The sequence below is a fragment of the Streptomyces sp. NPDC089915 genome, assembly GCF_040684675.1.
GTDB lineage: Bacteria > Actinomycetota > Actinomycetes > Streptomycetales > Streptomycetaceae > Streptomyces.
The window spans coordinates 1-15,587 of record NZ_JBFBGN010000151.1 but is presented as its reverse complement, the minus strand read 5'-3'; the positions used below and the strand labels follow the sequence as shown (position 1 = coordinate 15,587).

The 15,587-nt window shown below is 74.6% G+C and carries 15 protein-coding genes and 1 pseudogene; 15 read left to right on the top strand and 1 reads right to left on the bottom strand.

The features are described 5' to 3' along the window. The 15 genes from AB0O29_RS30005 to AB0O29_RS29935 form a co-directional block, all read left to right on the top strand. A partial coding sequence (locus AB0O29_RS30005) for a response regulator transcription factor (RefSeq protein WP_365157693.1) occupies positions 1–459 on the top strand: 459 nt, incomplete at its 5' end. A 36-nt stretch (positions 460–495) separates the two neighbouring features. Further along, a complete protein-coding gene (locus AB0O29_RS30000) occupies positions 496–1,356 on the top strand; it encodes a hypothetical protein (RefSeq protein WP_365157691.1) in 861 nt (286 codons plus the stop codon). A gap of 236 nt (positions 1,357–1,592) precedes the next feature. Continuing rightward, the gene (locus AB0O29_RS29995; RefSeq protein ID WP_365157689.1) at positions 1,593–3,062 is read left to right on the top strand and encodes an FAD-dependent monooxygenase; all 1,470 of its coding nucleotides are present in this window, start codon (positions 1,593–1,595) and stop codon (positions 3,060–3,062) included. A gap of 81 nt (positions 3,063–3,143) precedes the next feature. Beyond that, positions 3,144–3,839 carry a TetR/AcrR family transcriptional regulator C-terminal domain-containing protein gene (locus tag AB0O29_RS29990; RefSeq protein WP_365157686.1) on the top strand — a complete coding sequence of 232 codons (696 nt, stop codon included), beginning with the start codon at positions 3,144–3,146 and terminating at the stop codon, positions 3,837–3,839. A 37-nt stretch (positions 3,840–3,876) separates the two neighbouring features. Further along, positions 3,877–4,206 (top strand): TcmI family type II polyketide cyclase, encoded by a 330-nt coding sequence (locus AB0O29_RS29985; protein WP_100865011.1) that lies wholly within the window; start codon positions 3,877–3,879, stop codon positions 4,204–4,206. 34 nt (positions 4,207–4,240) lie between these two features. Beyond that, positions 4,241–5,512, top strand: a complete 1,272-nt coding sequence (locus tag AB0O29_RS29980) for a beta-ketoacyl-[acyl-carrier-protein] synthase family protein (protein ID WP_365157698.1) — start codon at positions 4,241–4,243, stop codon at positions 5,510–5,512. After that, the gene (locus tag AB0O29_RS29975; RefSeq protein WP_365157683.1) at positions 5,509–6,726 is read left to right on the top strand and encodes a ketosynthase chain-length factor; all 1,218 of its coding nucleotides are present in this window, start codon (positions 5,509–5,511) and stop codon (positions 6,724–6,726) included. The genes AB0O29_RS29980 and AB0O29_RS29975 overlap by 4 nt, the downstream gene beginning before the upstream one ends. A 133-nt stretch (positions 6,727–6,859) precedes the next feature. Then, the gene (locus AB0O29_RS29970; RefSeq protein ID WP_344161479.1) at positions 6,860–7,129 is read left to right on the top strand and encodes an acyl carrier protein; all 270 of its coding nucleotides are present in this window, start codon (positions 6,860–6,862) and stop codon (positions 7,127–7,129) included. 132 nt (positions 7,130–7,261) lie between these two features. Further along, positions 7,262–9,622, top strand: coding sequence for an SDR family oxidoreductase (locus AB0O29_RS29965; protein WP_365157680.1), 2,361 nt, complete (start codon positions 7,262–7,264; stop codon positions 9,620–9,622). Between the two features lie 159 nt (positions 9,623–9,781). Continuing rightward, on the top strand, positions 9,782–11,152 hold the full coding sequence (locus tag AB0O29_RS29960) for an MFS transporter (protein WP_365157677.1): 1,371 nt from the start codon (positions 9,782–9,784) through the stop codon (positions 11,150–11,152). Positions 11,153–11,220: 68 nt separating this feature from the next. Continuing rightward, positions 11,221–11,583, top strand: a complete 363-nt coding sequence (locus AB0O29_RS29955; protein ID WP_365157674.1) for an acyl carrier protein — start codon at positions 11,221–11,223, stop codon at positions 11,581–11,583. After that, complete coding sequence (locus AB0O29_RS29950; protein WP_365157671.1) at positions 11,580–12,407, top strand: 4'-phosphopantetheinyl transferase superfamily protein; 828 nt, start codon at positions 11,580–11,582, stop codon at positions 12,405–12,407. The genes AB0O29_RS29955 and AB0O29_RS29950 overlap by 4 nt, the downstream gene beginning before the upstream one ends. 23 nt (positions 12,408–12,430) lie before the next feature. Next, positions 12,431–13,381: an ACP S-malonyltransferase gene (locus tag AB0O29_RS29945; protein WP_365157668.1), complete on the top strand. Its 951-nt coding sequence runs from the start codon at positions 12,431–12,433 to the stop codon at positions 13,379–13,381. Positions 13,382–13,413: 32 nt separating this feature from the next. Continuing rightward, positions 13,414–14,976: an acyl-CoA carboxylase subunit beta gene (locus AB0O29_RS29940; RefSeq protein WP_365157665.1), complete on the top strand. Its 1,563-nt coding sequence runs from the start codon at positions 13,414–13,416 to the stop codon at positions 14,974–14,976. A gap of 35 nt (positions 14,977–15,011) precedes the next feature. Next, positions 15,012–15,251, top strand: a complete 240-nt coding sequence (locus AB0O29_RS29935) for an acyl-CoA carboxylase subunit epsilon (RefSeq protein WP_365157663.1) — start codon at positions 15,012–15,014, stop codon at positions 15,249–15,251. A 174-nt stretch (positions 15,252–15,425) separates the two neighbouring features. On the opposite strand, the pseudogene AB0O29_RS29930 reads toward AB0O29_RS29935, so the two are convergent. Further along, a pseudogene (locus tag AB0O29_RS29930) lies at positions 15,426–15,587 on the bottom strand (polyprenyl synthetase family protein); the annotation flags it as partial.

The window sequence follows — 15,587 nt, the reverse complement described above, 5'->3', positions numbered from 1 at the left end:
CGCGCGGCCCACGAGATCCCCGTCATCGCGGTCACGGCCCGGGGCAGTGAGCTGGACCGCGTCCTGGGCCTCCAGGCCGGCGCGGACGACTACCTGGTCAAGCCGTACGGGTTCCGCGAGCTGATGGCGCGGATGGAGGCGGTCATGCGCCGGGCGAGACCGTCGCGGCCCGCCGCGGCCACCATCACCTGCGGACCGCTGCGCATCGACGCGGGCACGCGGGAGGTGACCCTGCACGGGGAGCCCGTCGAGACCACCCGCAAGGAGTTCGACATGCTCTACCTCCTGGCCTCGCACCCCGACACGGTCATCCCGCGCAAGATGCTGATGCAGCAGGTCTGGGGCGACTCCTGGTCCCGCCGGACCGTCGACACGCACGTGAGCACGCTGCGCAACAAGATCGGCGCCAACTGGATCATCACGATCCGCGGCGTCGGCTTCCGGTTCGGCCAGGGCTGAACCGTCCACACCGCTGCGAGCCGAGGGGGGAGAACCATGGCAGTGAAGGCGCCGTGCCAGGGGGAGGGCTGCCGCCGCCAGGCCGCCGACGGGCGCAGCCGCCGGCGCACGGCCGACGGCGGCCTGCTGTGCCGGCCCTGCCGGGAGCGCCTCGACTCCGGACTCGCGGAGCTCGCGCACCTCTACGAGGAGTGCGGCCGGATGCTCGCCGGCGCGGCCCCCGCGGGCCTGCGCGAGCGGACGACCGGCGGAGACCTGCCCGGCCTGCCCTTCAACGGGGCCGCCGCCGACGTACGCGCCAGGATGGTCTCCGTACTCGGCTCCTGGAGCGGACTGGTCGCGCAGGAGCGGGGCTTCGCCTCCCCGCCGCGCACCGTCGCCGCCCTCGCCGCCTTCCTGCGGCGCAACGGGGACTGGCTCGCCGGCCACCCCGCCGCCGCCGAGGCCACCGAGGAGATAGCCCGCCTGGTACGGGCCGGGCGCCGCGCGGCCTTCCCCGACCAGGCCCGCAGCATCCGCCTCGGCGGCTGTCCCGAGCCCGGCTGCGCCGGCTCCCTCACCGTCGCCGTCCACGGCGCCGCACGGGACGCCGGCCAAGACGCCGACCGGGCGGTCCTCTGCGACGCCGACCCGGCCCACCGCTGGACCAGCGACCAGTGGAGCGAGCTCAGCCGCACCATGGACTCCGGCCGGGAACCCGGGACGCCCGGCCCCGCGGCCACCGAACGCTGGCTCACCGCCGCCGACATCGCCCGCCTGTGGCACACCTCCACGGGCACCGTCTACCGGCTGGCCAGCGAGCAGCGCTGGCGCCGGCGCAACCGCGCGGGCCGCACCTACTACAACGAGACCGACGTCCGGACCTGCTTCGACCGGCGGGCGGCCGCGCGCGCCTGAGACGGCCCCCCGCGCACGAACCCCGACAGCGGTCCGCACTCGATCCGGTAGGAGCCGGATCGAGACGCCTGACCGCTGTTTGACATTTCCTTGGCCGGTTCCCGACCCAGCGGACCGGCCCTTGTGGAACCTGACCGAGTCCTGAATCCAGCCCTGTTGAACGGCCGCTCGCGCCCGAAGAACCTTGTAGTCAAGATCCGGTGCACTGTCTCCGGAGGCGAATTCAAGGAGACGTGATGGACGCCCCTGTGATCGTCGTCGGCGCGGGTCCCGCCGGCTTGATGCTCGCCGGTGAACTGCGGGTGGCGGGAGTCCCCGTCATCGTCCTGGAACGCCTGGCGCGGCGGACGGGCGAATCGCGCGGCCTCGGCTTCACCACGCGCACGATGGAGACCTTCGACCAGCGCGGCCTCCTCGCCCGCTTCGGCGACATCGAGCGCAGCACGCTGGGCCACTTCGGCGGACTGCCCCTCGACTTCGGCGTGCTCGACGGCGCCTGCCAGGCCGCGAAGACCGTCCCGCAGTCGGTCACCGAGACCCACCTGGAGGTGTGGGCCGCCGACCTGGGCGCCGACATCCGGCGCGGCCACGAGGTGCTCTCCGTCCACGACGACGGCGAGGGCGTCGACGTCGAGGTCCGCGGCCCCGGCGGCACGCACACCCTGCGCACCTCCTGGCTGGTGGGCTGCGACGGCGGACGCAGCACCGTGCGCAAGGCCGCCGGCTTCGACTTCCCCGGCACCGCGGCCACCATGGAGATGTTCCTCGCCGACATCAAGGGCATCGAGCTCAAGCCCCGCATGATCGGCGAGACCCTCCCCGGCGGCATGGTCATGGTGGGCCCGCTGCCCGGCGGAACCACCCGCATCGTGGTCTGCGAGCGCGGCACGCCCCCGCAGCGGCGCGACGGCCCGCCCTCCTTCGACGAGGTCGCCGCCGCCTGGCAGCGGCTCACCGGCGATGACATCTCGGCCGCCGAACCGGTGTGGGTGAGCGCCTTCGGCGACGCCGCCCGGCAGGTCACCGAGTACCGGCGCGGCCGCGTCCTGCTGGCCGGCGACGCCGCCCACATCCACCTGCCCGCCGGCGGACAGGGCATGAACACCGGCATCCAGGACGCCTTCAACCTCGGCTGGAAGCTGGCCTCCGTGGTGCAGGAGCGGGCCCCGCTGAGCCTGCTCGACACCTACCACACCGAACGCCACGCGGTCGGCCGGCGGCTCCTGATGAACACCCGCGCCCAGGGCCTGCTCTTCCTGAGCGGCGCCGAGGTGCAGCCGCTGCGCGACTCGCTCAAGGAACTCATGGCGTACGAGGACGTGGCCCGCCACCTCGCCGCCATGGTCACCGGCCTGGAGATCTCCTACGAGGTCGGCCGGGGCACCCACCCGCTGCTCGGCCGGCGCATGCCCCACCTGGAGCTGACCGGCCCCGACGGCCCCACCTCCAGCACCGAGCTGCTGCGCCCCGCCCGCGGGGTGCTGCTCGACCTGGCGGACAACCCGCGGCTGCGCCGCAGGGCCGCCGCCTGGGCCGAACGGGTCGACACCGTCACCGCCCGGCCGGGCGGTGACGGCACGGCCGCCGACGTACCGCACGACACCACCGCCCTGCTGATCCGGCCCGACGGGTACGTGGCATGGGCCGCGCCCGGCAGCCACCACGACCTGCCGATGGCGCTCGACCGCTGGTTCGGGACCCCCTGACGACCGGGCCCCGCGCGACCGGCACCCCCTGAGGCCGCCGCAGGCGACGGCCGACGAGCACGTCAACCGGAGGAACCACACATGGCAACGCCGCAAGCAACGATCGAGCGCCTCCCCACGGGCCCCGGCACCGGACCGGCCGCCCCGGCCCGCCCGGCCGGCCCCGAAGGGGAACGGCGCGACATCGTCCGGGCGGCCCGGACCGTCCTCGCCCGTGAGGGCTGGAGGCACTGCACCGCCGAAGCCACCGCCGCCGAGGCCGGGGTCGAACCGGCCGCCGTCGGCCGGCACTTCCCCGACCACGAACAACTCCTGCTGGGCGTGCTGCTGGACAGCGCCGCCTCCGTCGCCGCCTCCCTCGGGGCCGTCGCCGAGAGCTACCTGGCGGAGATCAACGACCTCCGCCAGGACCTCATCGCGCTGGGCCGGGCCTGGCTGGCGCCGCTGGAGGCCTTCCGCGAGCACTTCGCGATCGTCCGGCACATCAGCGCCGAGGTCACCCACCTGCCGGCCGAGGCCGTCGACAAGTGGCAGGCCACCGGCCCCCGCCAGGCCCGCCGCGAACTCGCCCGCCGCCTCAGGCAGGTCGCCGCCGAGGGCCTGCTGGACATCGCCGACGCCGACCAGGCGGCCGAGCGCTTCATCCTGCTGGTCCCCTCGTCCGTCGTCCAGCGCTCCTTCCACGGCGCGCTGCCCCTCGGACGCGCCGAGGAGGACGCGCTCATCGCCGACGGCGTCGACGACTTCATCCGCCTGTACGGCCCGGCCTCCCGCTGACCGCTGACCCCGCCGATCCCCGGAGAGAGTAGAAACAATGCACAGCAACCTGATCGTGGCGCGGATGGACGTCCGTTCGAGCGCCGAGGTGGCCAAGATCTTCGCCGAGTTCGACCGCACCGACATGCCGGAGCGCATGGGCACGCTGCGCCGGCGGCTGTTCTCGTACAACGGTCTCTACTTCCACCTGCAGGACTTCGCCGAGGACGACGGCGGCGAGCGCATCGAGCAGTCCCGCAACGACCCGCGGTTCATGCGCATCAGCTACGACCTCCAGCCCTTCATACAGCCGTACGACCCGGAGACCTGGCGCTCCCCCGCGGACGCCATGGCCACCCGCTTCTACGACTGGACGGCGACGGAGTGATGCCCGCCACCGCAGAACTGACGGGAGGGCACCGATCGTGGCCCGCCGGGTAGTCATCACAGGCATCGGGGTGCTGGCGCCCGGCGGCATCGGCGTCCGGGAGTTCTGGGAGCTGCTGAGCTCGGGGCGCACGGCCACGCGGGAGATCACCCACTTCGACGCGGCGCCCTTCCGCTCGCGGGTGGCGGCCGAGGCCGACTTCCTGCCGGAGCTCCACGGGCTGACCGCCGAGGAGATCCTCCGCATGGACCGCGCCGCCCAGTTCGGCGTGGTCGCGGCGCGCGAGGCGGTCGCCGACAGCGGCCTCGACCTCGCCGGGACCGACCCGTACCGCACCGGCGTCAGCATGGGCACCGGTGTGGGGGCCGTCTCCAGCCTCGACAAGGCCTACCGCGCGGCCGCCGACCACGGCCGGCTCGCGTCGGTCGACCACACGCGCGTCCCCGGCGACCTGTACGACCACTTCGTCCCCGGCTCCTTCGCCACCGAGGTGGCCTGGGCCGTCGGCGCCGAGGGGCCCGCCACGGTCGTCTCCACCGGCTGCACCTCCGGGATCGACTCCGTCGCGCACGCCGTCGACCTCATCCGCGAGGGCAGCGCCGACGTCATGGTCACCGGCGCCAGCGACGCGCCCATCACCCCCCTCACCCTGGCGTGTTTCGACGCGATCAAGGCGACGACCAGCCTCAACGACGACCCGGCGCGGGCCTCCCGGCCCTTCGACGCCACCCGCCGGGGCTTCGTCCTCGGCGAGGGCGCCGCGGTGTTCGTCCTGGAGGAACTGGAGAGCGCGCGCCGCCGGGGCGCGACCCTCTACGCGGAGATCGCCGGCTACGCCTCGCGCTCCAGCGCCTTCCACATGACCGGGCTGCGCCCCGACGGCCGCGAGCTGGCGGAGGCCATCACGGTGGCGCTCGACGAGGCCCACCTGAACCCCTCCGACCTCGACTACGTCAACGCGCACGGCTCCGGCACCCGGCAGAACGACGCCCACGAGACGGCCGCCTACAAGCTGGCGCTCGGCCCGTACGCCCACCGCACCCCGGTGAGCTCCGTCAAATCGATGATCGGGCACTCGCTGGGCTCCGTCGGATCCATCGAGATCGCCGCGTCCGTCCTCGCGATGCGCCACCACGTCGTGCCGCCCACGGCGAACCTGCGCACCCGGGACCCGCAGTGCGACCTCGACTACGTCCCGATCGCCGCGCGGGACCACCGCACCGACGCCGTCCTCACCGTCGGCAGCGGCTTCGGCGGGTTCCAGAGCGCGATGGTGCTGGCCCGGCCCGACAGGAGGACCGCATGAGCGCCAGGACCCTGGTCACCGGCATCGGCGTGGCCGCCCCCAGCGGGCTCGGGGTGGAGGACTTCTGGGCGGCGACCCGCATCGGCAAGAACGCCATCGGGCCCGTCACCCGCTTCGACGCCTCCTCCTACCCGGCGCGCCTCGCCGGGGAGATCCACGGCTTCGACCCGGGCGAGCACCTGCCGGGCCGGCTCGTACCGCAGACCGACCGGGTCACGCAGCTGGCCCTCGTCGCGACCGACTGCGCCTTCGAGGACGCGGGGATCAAGCCCGGGGACCTCCACCCCTGCGACATGGGCGTGGTCACCGCGGCCGGCTCCGGCGGCTCCGAGTTCGGCGAGGCCGAGCTGCGCAAGCTCTGGAGCCAGGGTCCCAAGCACGTCAGCGCGTACCTGTCCTTCGCCTGGTTCTACGCCGTCAACACCGGCCAGATCGCGGTGCGCAACGACCTGCGCGGCCCCACCGGCGTCCTCGTCGGCGACCAGGCCGGCGGCCTCGACGCCCTCGCCCAGGCCCGGCGCAGGCTCCGCAAGGGCAGCCGGCTGATCGCCGCCGGCGGCTTCGACGCCTCGATCTGCTCGCTCGGCTGGGCCGCGCACCTCGCCGGCGGCTCCCTGTCCACCAGCGACGAGCCCGAGCGCGCCTACCTGCCCTTCGACGAGGCCGCCTCCGGCTACGTACCGGGCGAGGGCGGTGCGCTGATCATCCTGGAGGACGAGGAGAGCGCGGCCGCCCGCGGGGCGCGCAACGTCTACGCCGAGTTCGCCGGATACGGGGCCACCCTCGACCCCCGCCCCGGCAGCGGACGGGAACCCGGCCTGCGCCGGGCCGCCGAGGCGGCGCTCGCCGACGCCGGGTGCCATCCGGCCGAGGTCGACGTGGTCTTCGCCGACGGGGCGGGCGTCCCGCGCCTGGACCGGGAGGAGGCCGAGGCCATCACCGCGGTCTTCGGCCCACAGGGCGTACCGGTCACCGCGCCCAAGACCACCACCGGGCGGATCGGGGCGGGCGGGGCCCCCGTCGACGTGGTCTCGGCGGTCCTCGCCATGCGCGAGGGACTGATCCCGCCGACCACCAACGTGGAACCGTCCCCGGCGTACGACATCGACCTGGTGGCCGTACGGCCGCGGACGGCGTCGGTGCGCACCGCGCTGGTCCTCGCGCGCGGCCGCGGCGGCTTCAACTCCGCGGTGGTGCTGCGCGCGCTCGACTGAGCGCACCCGCCCTTCCCCCGAGCCCGCGCCCGTCCCCGTCCGCCCCGGCGGCGCGGGCGGGCGCCGCGCGTGCCCCGCGCCGAACTCCCGCAGCCGGAAACACCGGTGCGGAACACCGATGAAGGGACCCCACGTGTCCAAGCAGGAATTCACCTTCGACGACCTCAAGCGCATCCTCCTGGAGGGCGCCGGAGCCGACGAGGAGGTCGACCTCGACGGCGACATCCTCGACACCGACTTCGAGTCGCTCGGCTACGAGTCGCTGGCGCTGCTGGAGACCGGCAGCCGTATCGAGCGCGAGTTCGACATCACGCTCGACGACGACATCTTCGCGGACCACACCACCCCGCGCTCCCTCGTCGAGGCCATCAACGCGAGCCTCAAGGTCACGGTCAACGCCTGAGCCGCACGTGCCCGGCCCTCCGCGGCCGGGCCCCCGGAAGCGGCGGCCCCCTCGCCGGGGCCGCCGCTCCGGCCCGCCGCCCAACCGCCACCACCCTCCGCCCCCACCCGCCCACAGAAAGGGAGTACGCCCATGGCCATCGATCAGGACCTCACCGAGACCCAGGTGATCGTGGTCGGCGCGGGCCCCGTCGGACTGCTGCTCGCCGGAGAACTCCGGCTGGCGGGCACGGACGTGGTGGTGCTCGACACCCTCACCGCCCCCACCTCCGAATCGCGCGCGTCCACCCTGCACGCCCGCACCATGGAGGTCCTCGACAGCCGCGGTCTGCTCGACCCGATCGGCGAGGCACCGCACGAGAACGCGGGGCACTTCGGGGGCATCCCCCTCGACCTCGGCCTGCCCGGCCCCTACCCGGGGCAGTGGAAGGTGGCCCAGACCCGGCTGGAGGAAGTCCTCGGGGAACGGGCCGCCGACCTGGGCGCGGACATCCGGCGCGGCCACGAGCTGACCGGGCTGACCGTGACCGGGGACGGGGTGCTCGCCGCCGTACGCACCGAGGACGGGGAGATCACCCTGCGGGCCGCGTACGTCGTCGGCTGTGACGGCGAGAACAGCGCCGTCCGCCGGCTCGGCGGCTTCGACTTCCCCGGCACCGGCGCCGAGCGGGAACTGCTGCGCGCCGACGTGACCGGCATCGACATCCCCAACCGGCGCTTCGAGCGCAAGGACGGCGGGCTCGTCATCGCCGCCCGCCGCCCCGACGGGGTGACGCGGGTGATGGTCCACGAGTTCGGGGCGCGCCCCAGGCCCGGACAGCCCTCCTACGAGGAGGTCGCCGACACCTGGAAGCGCATCACCGGAGAGGACATCGGCGGCGGCACCCCGCTGTGGGTGAACTCGTTCGGCGACGCCTCCCGCCAGGCCTCCGCGTACCGGCGGGGCCGCCTGCTGCTCGCCGGGGACGCGGCCCACCAGCAGATGCCGATCGGCGGCCAGGCCCTCAACCTCGGGCTCCAGGACGCCTTCAACCTCGGCTGGAAGCTGGGCGCCCGGATCGCCGGGCACGGCACCGACGCACTGCTGGACACCTACCACGAGGAGCGGCACGCCGTCGGGCAGGCCGTCCAGAGCAACGTCCGCACCCAGGCGCTGCTGCTGCTCGGCGGGCCCGAGGTGGACGCCGTACGGGAGGTGTTCGCGGAGCTCGGCGCCAGCGAGAACGTACGGACGCACCTGGCCGGAGCGGTCTCCGGGCTCTCCGTCCGCCACGAGGTGGGCGGGGACGGCACCGGGCTGCCCGGCCTGCGGGTGCCGGCCTGGGACGTCACCACCGCCGAGGAGGCCACCACGACGCTGGGCCTGCTGCGGCCGGGGCGGGGGCTGCTGCTCCTGCCGCCGGGCGACGAGGCGCGGCGGGCGGAGCTCGCCGAGGCGGCGGAGGCCTGGGGCGGCCGGGTCCGGACCGTCACCGCGGTGTCGGTGGGCGACGCGGCCGGCGGGCCCTCAGGCGCCGTCCTCGTACGGCCCGACGGGTACGTGGTCTGGGCCGACGGGCCGGAGGCGGGGCCGCTCGCCGAAGCGCTCACGCGCTGGTTCGGGGCCGAACGGCCGGCCGCCGCAACGCCCGTACGGGACCCGGCCGGCGCGGGCGGCGCCCCGGCCGCGGCGGTGTCCGCGCGGGCGGCCGTCACCCCGGCGGTGCTCGCCGGGGTCCGGCGGGGCGTCGGCGCGGAGCGGCTCACCGGCCGGACCGCGCTGGTCACCGGGTCGAGCCGGGGCATGGGCCGGGCGGCCGCGATCCGGCTGGCGCAGGAGGGCGCGCTCGTCGCCGTCCACTACAACCGGGACGAGGCGGCCGCGCACGAGGTGGTCACCTCGGTCGAGAAGGACGGCGGACGGGCGTTCGCGGTGCGGACGGAGCTGGGCGTCGACGGTGACGTGGACGGCCTCTTCGCCGTACTGGAGGAGGACCTCCTGGAGCGGACCGGCTCCACCGACCTGCACGTCCTGGTGAACAACGCCGGGGTGATGGGCGGGGTCTCGGCGGACGAGGTCACGCCGGAGCAGTTCGACCGGATCTTCGCGGTGAACGCGAAGGCGCCGTTCTTCCTGATCCAGCGGGCCCTGCGGAACATGCCGGACGGCGGGCGGATCATCAACATCTCCTCCGGGCTGACGCGGTTCGCCAACCCCGACGAGATCGCGTACGCGATGAGCAAGGGCGCGCTGGAACAGCTCGCGCTGCACTTCGCGAAGGCGCTCGGGCCGCGCGGGATCACCATCAACTCGGTCGCGCCGGGGATCACGCGGAACGGGAGCCCCGTCTTCGACATCCCCGAGGCGGTCGAGCACATGGCGGGGCTGTCGGCGTTCGGGCGGGTCGGCGAGCCGGAGGACGTCGCCGACGTGGTGGCGTTCCTCGCCACGGACGAGGCGCGGTGGATCACCGGGTCGTTCGTGGACGCGACCGGCGGCACGCTGCTGGGCTGACCGACGCCTCGTCCGGGCGCCGCCGCGCGGCGCCGTTCCCCTCTGACTCCGTCGGCGTGTGTATCCCACGCCGCCACGCCGGCGGTGGGCGGGGCCGTCCGGGGATCCCTCCCCGGGCGGCCCCGCCCCCTTCTTCCGAATGCGAGCGTGTAGTCCTCGATGAGCATTGCCTCCGGCGCCCGGGCCGGGGCCCGTTGGGCTCTGGTCCCGGTGCTCGCCGCGAACATGTTGGTGGACGCCCTTGAGGTGTCCGCGACCCTGGTGGCGCTGCCGGCCGTCGGCAGCGGGCTGGGGGCTCCCGTCACCCGGGTCCAGTGGATCGTCACCGGCTTCGCCGCCGGGTTCGGCGGGGCGCTGCTGCTCGGCGGGCGGCTGGTGGAGTGGTTCGGGCGGCGGCGGGTCTTCCTCGCCGCGCTGCTCGTCTTCGCCGCCGCCTCACTGGCCGGGGCGCTGGCCGACGATGTGGACCTGCTGATCGCCACCCGGGTGGTGAAAGGATTCTGCGTCGCGCTGACCGCGCCCACCGGGCTCGCCATCATCACCGCCTCCGTCCCCGAGGGGGAGGCGCGGCGGCGGGCCGTCTCCGTGTACTCGCTGTTCGGCGCCGCCGGGTTCTGCTCGGGGCTGCTGCTGGCCGGATCGCTCACCGGCGCCGGGTGGCGCTGGACCCTGGCCTTCCCGGCGCCCGTCGCGCTGGCGCTGTTCGCCGCCGGGCTGCGGGTGGTCCCGCGCGAGCCCGCCGGCACCGGCGGCACCGGCGGCGCGGGTGGCACCGGCGGCGGGCCGCGCCGGTACGCGGTGGTGGCCGGCGGCGCGCTGACGGCGGCGGTGCTGCTGCTCGTGTACGCGCTGGCCGGCGGAGCGTGGGCCGGCGCCGTCGCGGCGGTGGCGGCGGGCCTCGTCTTCGTCCGGGCCGAACGGGCCTCCCCGCGGCCGCTCGTGAACACCGCGCTGCTGCGCCACGCCCCGCTCGTGCGCTCCGCGCTCGGGGCGGCCGCGCTCAACGGCTCCTACGTGGGCTTCCTGCTGGTGGCCGCGCTCGACCTGCGGCGCGCCGGCTGGAGTTCCTGGGAGACCGCCCTCGGGTTCCTGCCCGCGGGCGCCCCGCTGGCCCTGACCGCCCTGTACTCGGGGCGGATCGCCGCCCGGCTGGGACCGGCCCGGGCCGTGGCCGCAGGGGCGCTGGCGGCCCCGGCCGGATACGCGCTCTACCCGCACTCAGGCGCGGGCGGTGTGCGGTATGCCGAACTGGTTCCAGCCATGTCCCTCGTCGGCCTCGCCTTCGTCCTCGCCTTCACCGCGCTGCACCTCCAGGCGACCGGGTCCCTGCCGGCCGGCCTCCAGGCGGCGGCCGGAGGCCTCTACCAGACCTGCGTGCAGCTCGGCGCCGCGCTCACCCCCGCGCTGGCGTCCGCGCTGTACGCGACCTCCGGCCGGAGCGCGGCGCTCTGGCTGGTCACCGCGGTCGGCCTGGCCGGCGCGGGCGTGGCCCTCGCCGGTCTCGCACCCCTTTCGACCGACCCCTCCTGAGAACCGCCGGGTCCCTCTCCCACCGGCGGTCCCCACCACGACCGGAAAGCATCATGACCACACTTCACATGTCACAGACATACGAAACAGAAGCCGGCCTGGTCCACATGACCAGGCCCGACATGGCCGTACTGGCCACGGCCGGGCTGCGCGAGCGCACCCGGATCCTGGAGCAGTACGTCCGTGAGGAGCTCGGCCGGATCCTCGGCATCGAGCCGCACCTCGTCGACACCACGGGCCGCCCCATGGGCTGCCTCGGCATCGGCTCGATCTCCGGCATCGAACTCCAGTACCGGATGGAGGCCACGCTCGGCGTCGACGTGAACCTCCAGCGGCTGCTGCTCGCCAACAGCGCCCAGGAGCTCATCGACTGCCTCGCCGGCCAGATCGGTCCCGAGGCCCACTTGCACGGGGCAGCGGTGCCGGCATGACGACTACGACTCTGCTGCCGGCCGCCCGCCCGGTGGTGAACCACCAGGGCCTGGACCGGCCCGACTTCACCCTCTCCGCCGACCGGGTCGACCTCTGGCTGATCCGCCGCCCCACCGGAGCGGACGCCGACGCCCTCGCGGTCGGCGAACTCGACGGCGAGGAGCGCAAGCGCGCCGACGCCTTCATCCGCCGCTCCGACGGCATGCTCTACGCCGCCGCGCACGTCGCCGTGCGCCGGCTGCTCGGACGTTACACCGCGACCCTGCCCCAGGACGTCCGCTTCATGCGCGAGCCCTGCCCCGGCTGCGGCGAGGCGCACGGCCGCCCGGCGCTGTCGCCCCCGCCCCCGCCGCTGCACTACTCCCTCTCGCACAGCGGGGGAGTGGCCATGGTCGGCGTCGGAACGGTTCCGCTCGGCGTTGACGTGGAGAAACTCCCCGGCGCCGAGACGGTGGACATCTGCTCCCGCGCGCTGCACCCCGACGAGCAGCTGGAGATCGCCGAGGCCGGGCCCGGTGACGCGCGCCGGCACCTCTTCGGCCAGATCTGGACGCGGAAGGAAGCGTTTCTCAAGGGGCTTGGGACAGGGTTGAGCCGCTCACCCGCCGAGGACTACCTGGGCACCGACGCGGGCCGCCACCCGGACGGCTGGACCATGGTCGGCGTTCCGGCCGACACCACCCATGCCGCCGCCGTGGCGGTCAAGGGACAGGCGCCCAAGGTCGTCAACGTCAGGTGGGTGCCCGACACCTGGCTGGCCGCAGGCAACACCGTGTGCGGCGCCGCCGCCCCCGGACCGAGCGACACGGTCCTCGCCAGTTGAACCGCAAGTAAGGACGTGACCGGATGACCCGCACCGCCTTCGTCTTCCCGGGCCAGGGCTCCGAATGCGCCGGTATGGGCAAGGAGCTGCTCGCGCTGCGGCCCGACCTCGCCGGCACCTACTACCGCACCGCCGACGACCTCCTCGGGTTCCCGCTGTCCCGGCTGTGCGTCGAGGGGTCCCCCCGGGACCTGGAGGACCCCACGGTGGCGCAGCCGGCCGCCTTCCTGACCAGCATGGCCGTACTGGAGGTGCTGCGCGGCCGGGGTCTGGAGCCGGACGCGGTGGCCGGCCACAGCCTGGGCGAGTACGCGGCACTGGTGGCCGCGGGCACCCTGGAGTGGACCGAGGCGCTGTGGCTCGTGCGGCTGCGCAGCGAACTGGTGGCCACCGTCGGGGACCGGGTCGGCAGCGCCACGGCCGCGGTCATCGGCCTGAGCCGCCCGGACCTCACGCGCCTGTGCGCCGAGACCCGGGCGGCCACCGGCCAGATCGTGGAGGTGGCCGGGGACAACGAGCCCCGGCAGACCGTGGTGTCCGGTCAGGCCGAGGCGGTGGACCGGGTGACCGGGGCGGCGCGGGCGGCGGGGGCGCGGGTGGAGTGGCTGCGGACCGGCGGCCCGTTCCACTCCAGCCTGCTGGGCGAGGCCGAGGCGGAGTTCACCGAGACGCTGATCGCGACGGAGTTCCGCGATCCGGCCGTCCCGCTGGTCTCCGGTGTCACCGGCGGGTGGGTGAGGACGGCCGCCGAGGCCGTCGTCGCCCTGCGCGGGCAGCTCACCAGCCCGGTGCGCTGGACCGGGGCGGTGGAGACGCTCGCCGCCTCGGGCACGGACCGGTTCGTGGAGGTGGGCCCCGGCCGGGTGCTCGGCGGGCTGGTCCGCCGCATCCTGCCGGGGGCCCGCGTCCACAGCACGCACACGTCCGCGCGGCTGGCCGAGGCCGTGGACGAGCTGAGCGCCACCGCGGTCTGAGCGGCGGCGAGGAACGAGGGGGAAGAACAGCCATGTCCAGAGCGGAGGATTCGCTCCGGTCCCGTACCGAAGAGCTCAACCGGATCAAGGAGGCCGCGCGCGGCGGTGACCAGCGGGCGACCGGGGCGCAGCGCGCCAAGGGGAAGCTGACCGCCCGCGAGCGCATCGCCCTGCTGCTCGACAAGGACTCCTTCACCGAGGTCGAGCCGCTGCGCCGGCACCGGGCCACCGGTTTCGGGCTGGAGGCGAAGCGGCCCCACACCGACGGGGTCGTCACCGGCTGGGGCACCGTCGAGGGCCGTACGGTCTTCGTCTACGCCCACGACTTCCGGATCTTCGGCGGCGCGCTGGGCGAGGCCCACGCCGCCAAGATCCACAAGATCATGGACATGGCCATCGCGGCCGGTGCCCCGCTGGTCTCCCTCAACGACGGCGCCGGCGCCCGTATCCAGGAGGGCGTCTCGGCGCTCGCCGGCTACGGCGGCATCTTCCGGCGCAACACCCGGGCCTCGGGCGTCATCCCGCAGATCTCGGTGATGCTCGGCCCCTGCGCCGGCGGGGCCGCGTACTCCCCGGCACTGACGGACTTCGTGTTCATGGTCCGGGACACCTCGCAGATGTTCATCACCGGACCGGACGTGGTCCGCGCGGTGACGGGCGAGGAGATCACCCAGAACGGCCTGGGCGGCGCGGACGTGCACGCCCGGACCTCGGGCGTCGCGCACTTCGCGTACGACGACGAGGAGACCTGCCTCGCCGAGGTCCGCTACCTGCTGGGGCTGCTGCCCGCCAACAACCGGGAGCTGGCCCCCGTCGAACGCTCCGGCGACCCGGCCGGGCGGCGCTGCGAGGCGCTGCTCGACCTGGTCCCGGTGCGGCCCGGGCAGGCGTACGACGTCCGGGCGGTCATCGAGGAGGTCGTGGACGGGGGCGAGCACTTCGAGGTGCACCCGGCCTGGGCCCGCAACCTGGTCTGCTCGCTGGCCCGCCTCGACGGGCACGTCGTCGGGATCGTCGCGAACAACCCGGCGGTCTGCGCGGGCGTCCTCGACATCGAGGCCTCCGAGAAGGGCGCGCGGTTCGTCCAGTTCTGCGACGCCTTCAACATCCCCCTGGTCACCCTGGTCGACGTCCCGGGCTTCCTGCCCGGCGTGGAGCAGGAGCACGACGGGATCATCCGGCGCGGCGCCAAGCTGCTGTACGCGTACTGCAACGCCACCGTCCCGCGGATCTCCCTGGTCCTGCGCAAGGCCTACGGCGGCGCGTACATCGTCATGGACTCCCGCTCCATCGGCGCGGACCTGGCCCTGGCCTGGCCCGCCAACGAGATCGCGGTGATGGGCGCCGAGGGCGCGGCCAACGTGGTCTTCCGGCGGGAGATCGCCGCCGCCGAAGACCCGGAGGCCGTCCGCGCGGAGCGCATCGCCGAGTACCGGGAGCAGCTGATGCACCCGTACTACGCGGCCGAGCGGGGCCTGGTCGACGACGTGATCGACCCCCGCGACACCCGCGCGGTGCTGGTCCGCTCCCTGGAGATGCTGCGCTCGAAGGACGCCGACATCCCCGCCCGCAAGCACGGAAACCCGCCGCAGTGAACGGCGGCGGGAGGTCACCAGACGAGGAGCAGTCCATGGACAGTCACCCGCAGACCGGCCGGCTCATCCACGTGGTCAAGGGGCGCCCCGACGCCGAGGAACTGGCGGCGCTCACCGCCGTCGTCCTGGCCCGCGCGGCGGCGTACGAGGGCGAGCACGGCGGCACGGCCGGCGGCGGACCCACCCTGGCGGGGTGGAGCTGTCCGCGCCAGCCCCGGGCCTTCCGCGGCGCGCGCACCTGGCGGGGCAACCCCGGCGGGGGACGCCCGGCCTGAGCGGACCGGGGCCGTGGCGCGAGACCGCTCCGGCCGAGGAGTTCGTGGGCGGACACTCCTGCGCGCCGCACTACCGAGAGTCCGCCCACAGGAGAGGCCATGCCATCGACCCATGACGACCTGGCGGAACTGCGCGACCAGATACGGGTGCTGCGCGACCGTGCCGAACTGCGCGAGCTGTTCGACCGCTACGTCACCGCCCTGGACACCTTCGACGGGACCGGCCCGGACGAGGCCGGCTGCGCTCTCCACCCCGCGGCGGACGTCCGCCTCGTCCATGACGTCGTCGTGGTAGAGCGTGGCCAGGTGGGTGAGCTCCACGACCACCGCGGAGGG